Raw genomic sequence first — 7,134 nt, 5'->3', positions numbered from 1 at the left:
AAAACACCTTTTCATGTAGTCGAATATCCGCTTCTAGAGGTTATTATCCGTTTTAGTAATGACGAGAAAAAATCATTGCGTTCATTAGCATTAAATGAAACGACAATTAAGACTGTAGAAGGTTCAGTCGTATTTGATGTTCAAATTCGTGGCGAACATTTTGAAACGTTTCGTGGAGATGGATTATGTATTTCAACACCATCTGGTAGTACAGCCTATAATAAGGCGCTTGGTGGAGGAATCATTCATCCTTCGCTGGAATCGATACAAATTACCGAAATTGCATCGATTAATAATCGAGTATTTCGTACAATCGGCTCTCCGTTAATTTTACCGAAGCATCATACATGTTTACTGCGACCGTTGAGAAAGGATAGTTTTATTATAGCTTTTGACCACATTACAAAATCTTTTACAAATGTGAAATCTATTCAATGCCGCGTAGCAAAAGAACGAGTTCGCTTTGTCAGGTATAGACCTTTCCCATTTTGGAATCGGGTGCGTGATTCCTTTGTTACCGAAGTTAAACGAGATGAGTAATGATCGGTTTGTTTTGAAGCGGAAAATTACGGAAAAGTATGGAGGAATTGTTTTACGCGAATTTTTATTAAAAGAGTTAAATATTTCTAGTCGACTTTTAAAAAGATTGAAATCAACCGATGGGAAGTTGTTAATTAATGGAAGTAAACAAACCGTACGTTATGTACTTAAAAAAGATGATATTCTCGAAATAGTATTTCCACCGGAAGAAAAAAGTTCAGTTTTGCCTGAGAAGATGAGTCTGGAAATTGTATATGAAGATGAAGATTTGCTAGTTATAAATAAGGAAGCTGGTATACCGACGATTCCTTCAAAACTTCATCCAACAGGAACACTTGCTAATGGAATAGCTTATTATTATAAAGAAAAAAACATTCCTTTTACAATTCATATCGTAACTCGGCTAGATAAAGATACGTCAGGTTTAGTGCTGGTTGCGAAACATCAATACAGTCATTCATTACTTTCTGATTTACAACGTGAAAATAACATCAAACGTGTGTATCGAGCCATTATTCACGGATCTCTTGACAAAAAGAAAGGTACTATCGATGCTCCAATTGGTAGAAATCCAGATTCAATCATTGAACGAATGGTGCGAGGTGATGGAAAAAGGGCGGTTACACATTATGAAGTTATCCAGCAAACGGATGCTTATTCAGAAGTAAAGATTGATCTGGAAACTGGCCGGACACATCAAATTCGCGTACATTTTTCCTACTTAAGTCATCCGCTTGTTGGGGATGATTTATATGGTGGAAAAACGGGCGAGTTAAATAGACAAGCATTGCATTGCGCAGAAATATCATTTATTCATCCTTTATCAAAAGAAAAGATTCAAATCGTATCAAACTTACCAGCCGATATGCAAAAGATCATTCTAGGTGAGTGATTCATGTATGAAAATATATTTTGCCTAGATAAGTGGGGGCTCCTAAATGGAAGTAAGCTGCCACCCGGAAATGTCCAAAGATCAGTGGAAACGCTCGACTTAAATTGGTAGTAAGTCGACAGAATCTGTAAACTTTTTTATAGTATTTTGCCCAAATTAACACGTCATTGCATGCAGTGACCGCTTTTTCAATTCAAAAATTTCTGATTGAAGTTGTTTCATAATCATATGTAAGGAGACTTATTGCTTTGGATGGAAAATGTATTCAATTCAATGAATTTGGTAATCCCCAAGATGTACTAAAAGTTGAATATAAAACTATTCACCCCCCTATGGATAATGAAGTTCTTGTGCGTATGTTGGCGAGGCCGATTAACCCCTCTGACTTAATTCCGATTCGAGGTTCCTATTCTCACCGTATATCGTTACCTAATATCCCTGGTTATGAGGGGGTTGGTATTGTTGAAGAGGTAGGTTCCTCTGTATCTCAGAACCTCATTGGTAAGCGTGTGTTACCTTTACGGGGAGAAGGTACTTGGCAGGAGTTTGTTAAAACATCTGCAGCATTTACAGTGCCTATACCATATTCTATTGATGATTTTACGGCGTCGCAAATGTATATAAATCCAATTACAGCGTGGGTTATTTGTACGGAAGAGCTTGGATTAAGAGCAGATGATGTTTTATTAGTAAATGCTTGTGGTTCTTCTATTGGACATATTTTTGTCCAATTATCTAAAGTTTTGGGATTTCGATTAATTGCGGTAACTAGAAGTAATCAATATACAAAAGATCTCCTTAGACTTGGTGCATCTTATGTAATTAATACATCCGAAAATCCATTGTATGAAACAATTATGGACTTAACCAACGGTCTTGGAGCCGATGCAGCAATTGATTCTATAGGGGGTTCATCCGGTACTGATTTAGCTTTTTGTGTTCGCCCCAATGGAGCATTTTTAACGATAGGTCTTTTATCGGGAGTCCAAGTAGATTGGGAAAAAATCGTAACTAAAGCAAGAGTGAACGCTAAGATCTTTCATTTACGTCATTGGAACAAAAGAGTCTCTGTAGATACTTGGCAAAAGACATTTAATCATGTAATAACATTGATCATTGATAAAAAATTAAAGCTAATGACGAGAAATTCTCTTTACGATTTGATAAAAGTAAAAGAAGCTGTTAGTGTTGCAGAATCCAGTAAAAATAGTATGGGTAAAGTATTATTAACAAATTAAAGATTCAACTTTCGTAGAGGGGGAATAATAAATAACCATAGGGAGATCTTCTTCCTTAATTAATTTTCGAATCCTGTTTGCTTGAAAAATTTCCATTGGCTTTCACTCAGCATCTTGCGCGAGTCACTCGGCATGTTGGCGAACGACTCCGCATCCATTGGGCGCCACTTTACATCTTTTTCTTTCACTCAGCATCTATCGGGCGCCACTCTGCATTTTGAAAAACGCCTCCGCATCCACAGCTGTCACTAATTTATACATCCTTTATCAAAAAAATTCAAAACGTTTCAAAACTTACCAACCGATATGCAGAACATCATGTCAGGTGAGTAAAATAATTGACATTTTATTCAGGTTTGTTATGATAAAGAATGGACTTTAAATATATTTTTCCTCGTTAGGTGAGGCTCCTATATGGAAGTAAGCTGCTACCCAGAAATGTCGAGAGACTCCAATGGGTTAACAGAAACTATCGACTTAAGGTAGTTTTTAACGCAGTGGGATGAACATCCAGGCCATATAGTGCTAAAACTCCACGATGGAGGCTTTTAATCATAGGTTATTTATGATGACACCTTCTTCGTAGAGGTGTCTTTTTTACATTTTAGGGTAAAATACTACCTCTACATGATAAGGTTAGTGACAAGCCACCTAACACTTTAATTAAAATTTTAACAAAGTGGGTGAAAATGATGGTTGAAAATGTACAGGAAGTAGAATTATTATCTGATGAATTGAAAGACTTATTAATGGAAGAAGATACAGAAAAGTTTCGAGAAAAGTTTCTTGAAATTCACCCGTATGACCAAGCAATGTTTTTCAGGGAGCAAGGATATGAGGATCGTGTGAAAATTTATACGTACTTATCTCCATTAGAAATGTCAGATATTATGGAGTACATTGATTTAGATGAAACGGAAAAATTTATAACCGAAATGGATCCTCGATTTGCCACAATGGTATTTGCTGAAATGGCTGTCGACGATGCGGTTGACATTTTAAAGGAGCTTACAAAAGATGAAGTAGCAAGTTTCCTAACGATAATGGATAAGTCGTCAGCCGAAGAAATTAAGGCACTTCTCCATTATGAAGAAAAGACTGCCGGTAGTATCATGACAACAGAGTTTGTGTCTATCTTAAAATCACAAACAGCAAAGGAAACATTACGGGAAATGAAAGAAAAAGCTCCAGATGCGGAAACCATTTATTATACGTATGTATTAGATGATCAGAAACGTTTAGTTGGTGTACTTTCGTTACGGGACTTAATTATTGCGAATGATGACGATATTGTTGAAGGTTTAATGTCTGAAAATGTTGTTTCCGTCTCGGTTGGTCGTGATCAGGAAGAAATTGCTCAGATGATGAGAGATTATGATTTTTTAGCACTTCCAGTTGTCGATTTTCAAAATCATTTACTTGGGATAATTACGGTAGATGATATTTTAGACGTTATGGACGAGGAAGCAACTGATGATTACTCCAAATTTGCTGCATTATCAGGAACAGGGACAAAGGATCGAGATTCGAATCCAATTCAATCAGCGAAAAAACGGTTACCATGGTTAATTATTTTATTATTTTTGGGCATGATTACTGCGAGTTTGATAAGTAGCTTTGAAGAAACATTAGAACAAGTTCCGATTGTTGCAATTTTTATACCGTTAATTGCGGGGATGGCTGGGAACGCCGGTACACAATCGCTTGCTGTCGCCGTTCGTGGTATTGCAGTCGGTGATTACGGCGCAGAGAAAAAGATCAAAATGATTATGAAAGAAATTACAACAGGACTTTTTGTAGGTGCATCATGTGGAATTGTAGTAACCTTCTTAATTTATTTTTGGAAAGGGAACTTTTTCTTAGGCGTTTTAGTTGGGATTGCTATTTTAGTGACGCTAACGGTGGCGACTCTATCCGGTGCCATCATTCCGTTAATTATGCAAAAAATAAATATTGATCCCGCAGTTGCTTCTGGACCATTTATTACAACATTGAATGATTTAACATCTATTTTAATTTATTTTGGAATGGCAACTGCATTTATGGGATTATTGCTTTAAATATTGTCATTAAATCCTCATTATTGGTCGAATATTAATCAATGATGAGGATTTTTTGTTGTCTAATTTTGTATGAAATCATAATAATTTACGTAAAAAATTAGATTTATTTTTTAAAAATGATGAAAACATTATTTTATCCCCATGTATTTATCCTCAAATCCTTTCAATATTTATTCAATCATTAATAAAAAAATGATTACTTTTTCTCATTTTTAAAACTACTGAGGAATAGTGAGATTTACATAGCTAGACTAATTTGTTTGAAAACAATCGTACAAACAAAACTATTGGCTGATGTTTATAATTCTTTAGTAAAATATGTAAGCCTTTATTATTGAAATGATCCTATAATAATCGGGTCATAAGAACTATGCATGGAATTAAATGGAAGTTAACTAAGTGGAAAAACATGGGAAAGTTATCTCTTGTGGCAATTGACTAAATTGTTTAAACTTACACATGTTCGAGGACAAAGAGTTAGCAGAATAAAGTAATCCTAATTTAAATGGATACGAGTAAGTCAAAGTTGACGACCAAAGAGTGCTAGCTCAAAAAATAAAATATTGGAGGGATTACATGTTTAAGAAAATATCGACATTCATGCTCATTTTAATGTTGACTTTTTCTCCAGTAGCACCACTAACTGCAAATGCACAAGAAGCGGATAATATGGATGCTACCGAAGACCAAGTGAATGAAACAGAAGAGCAAGCGAATGAAGAAGAACCTTCCTCTGAAACTGAAGAGGGCGAAAAAGCAGATGCAAATGAAACAGATGAATCCGATGCTGTAGAAGAGCAGGATTTAGATACACCAGTTGCAGACGAGCCTGCAGGGGATGACGAGAGCGCTACAGAAGAAGATGAAACAGAAGATCCGAATGAAGAAACGGATTCAGAAGTAAATGAAGAAGATGAAGCAGTAGAGGAAGACGAAGCAGAAGAAGACAGTGTTGAAGCCCAAGCGGATGAGGATCTAGATTTAGAAAAGATCTCTGGTACTGCAAGTGATAGGAATGGTATCACATATGACTTCAATAAAGGATATTACATCTTAGACTTACAGGCAGGGTTTTACAATTATGGTAATCAGGTGCTCGAGGATAAGTGGGTTGCATTCGCATTACCAAATGGTATTAGATTGGCAAATACAGATGTTCCAAGTGGCGTTGCTGAAGTATCCATTAAAGGTAAAAGAGGAATTGCTGTTAAGATTCCTGATGTAGGTGCTTTTCCAGACTCAAAACACATTTATCCTAAAATTCCACTTGTAGGAGAAATGGATGACAATGATCCTGTGGAAAATTTATATCTTTTTGATAAAGAATTAGAGAATTTAGGACAAATTAATGGTCAGAGAAATATCGACTTTTCCGTAATGGAAGAAAACCCAAAAATTGATTTACATGGATCGATTACAGGAAGCACATCTTATGATGAAAAAAATAAATATCATTTCTTAAACGTAAATGTAAAGGCATTAAATCAAACAGATAGTAAAGTAAATGACCTTTATGTAGCGTTTGAATTGCCAGAGGATGTTGAAGTCGTAAACGATGATAACACCCCAGCAAATATGGAAATATTAAATTTGGATGGCAAACAAGCAATTGCTTTAAAACTTCCTAATCTAAAGCAAGGAAAAGAAGGCGAGTTAACGTATCGCATTCCGGTTGTTGGTGTTTCAGATGCGGTCGTTACATCAGAAACAATTTCTGTATTCAAAATTCTAGATGCAGGCTATAATGAAGTTGGTCAATTTGATGGTCATATTAATGTTGACTTTTCAGGCATGGACATTGCATGGCACTTTGACGCAATAGCTCAAATAATTCCTGATTACCCAGGAATTAAAGGGGACCAAATGGGCTTTAACTTTAAGTATGCAGTGAAAAATATTGATGTTGCTGACGTTGAAAAAGTTAAAATGGAATTTATTGTTCCAAACGGCATTAAAATTTTAAAACCTGAATATAACAGTGGGAGCCGTGTAGAAGTAGACTGGAAAGGTAACGTTGCGACATTAACGTTTGGTGACTTAAAGGGAGCTTCAGGATACGAAGGTTACTTTACGGCTGTTGGTAAAACGAGTAAATCAATTGATGAACTAAAATCAATGAAAGTAAAAGTAACTTTATATCGTGATGGAAATGAAGTCGTTGAAACAATAAACGTTCCATTTGTAGTTGGAAAATATGCAGATATTGATCGTCCTATTGAAGATGACGATGATAATGAAAAACCAGGTGATAAAAAACCAGGCGAAAAACCGGGCAAAAAACCAGGTGATAAAAAACCAGGTGATAATGGAAACGATGATGACAATGGAAGCAACGGCAATGGTGGAAACAATAATAACAATGGTGATTCAGGAACTGGCGGAGACGGAAAGAATAACAATA

The 7,134-nt window shown here is 35.8% G+C and carries 4 protein-coding genes, 1 pseudogene and 1 riboswitch; all 5 genes and pseudogenes read left to right on the top strand.

The window, feature by feature from the left end:
* Positions 1 to 540: NAD kinase (locus tag ACPYKA_RS16650; protein ID WP_479543341.1), on the top strand; the 540-nt coding region annotated here is incomplete at its 5' end.
* A complete protein-coding gene (locus tag ACPYKA_RS16645; protein ID WP_479543340.1) occupies positions 533 to 1,432 on the top strand; it encodes an RluA family pseudouridine synthase in 900 nt (299 codons plus the stop codon). The genes ACPYKA_RS16650 and ACPYKA_RS16645, both read left to right, overlap by 8 nt.
* A 248-nt stretch (positions 1,433 to 1,680) precedes the next feature.
* Complete coding sequence (locus ACPYKA_RS16640) at positions 1,681 to 2,670, top strand: zinc-dependent alcohol dehydrogenase family protein (RefSeq protein WP_479543339.1); 990 nt, start codon at positions 1,681 to 1,683, stop codon at positions 2,668 to 2,670.
* Between the two features lie 386 nt (positions 2,671 to 3,056).
* A riboswitch (M-box (ykoK) riboswitch) is annotated at positions 3,057 to 3,221 on the top strand.
* A gap of 138 nt (positions 3,222 to 3,359) precedes the next feature.
* Entirely contained in the window at positions 3,360 to 4,730 is a 1,371-nt protein-coding gene (gene mgtE / locus ACPYKA_RS16635) for a magnesium transporter (protein ID WP_479543338.1), read from the top strand.
* A 579-nt stretch (positions 4,731 to 5,309) separates the two neighbouring features.
* Positions 5,310 to 7,134 (top strand): annotated as a pseudogene (locus tag ACPYKA_RS16630) (hypothetical protein); the annotation flags it as partial.

Origin of the sequence: Pseudogracilibacillus amylolyticus (SeqCode) (assembly GCF_051918545.1) — a bacterium.
Classification (GTDB): domain Bacteria; phylum Bacillota; class Bacilli; order Bacillales; family Amphibacillaceae; genus Pseudogracilibacillus.
The sequence above is the reverse complement of the archived record's forward strand: the minus strand, read 5'-3'. Positions and strand labels throughout refer to the sequence as shown.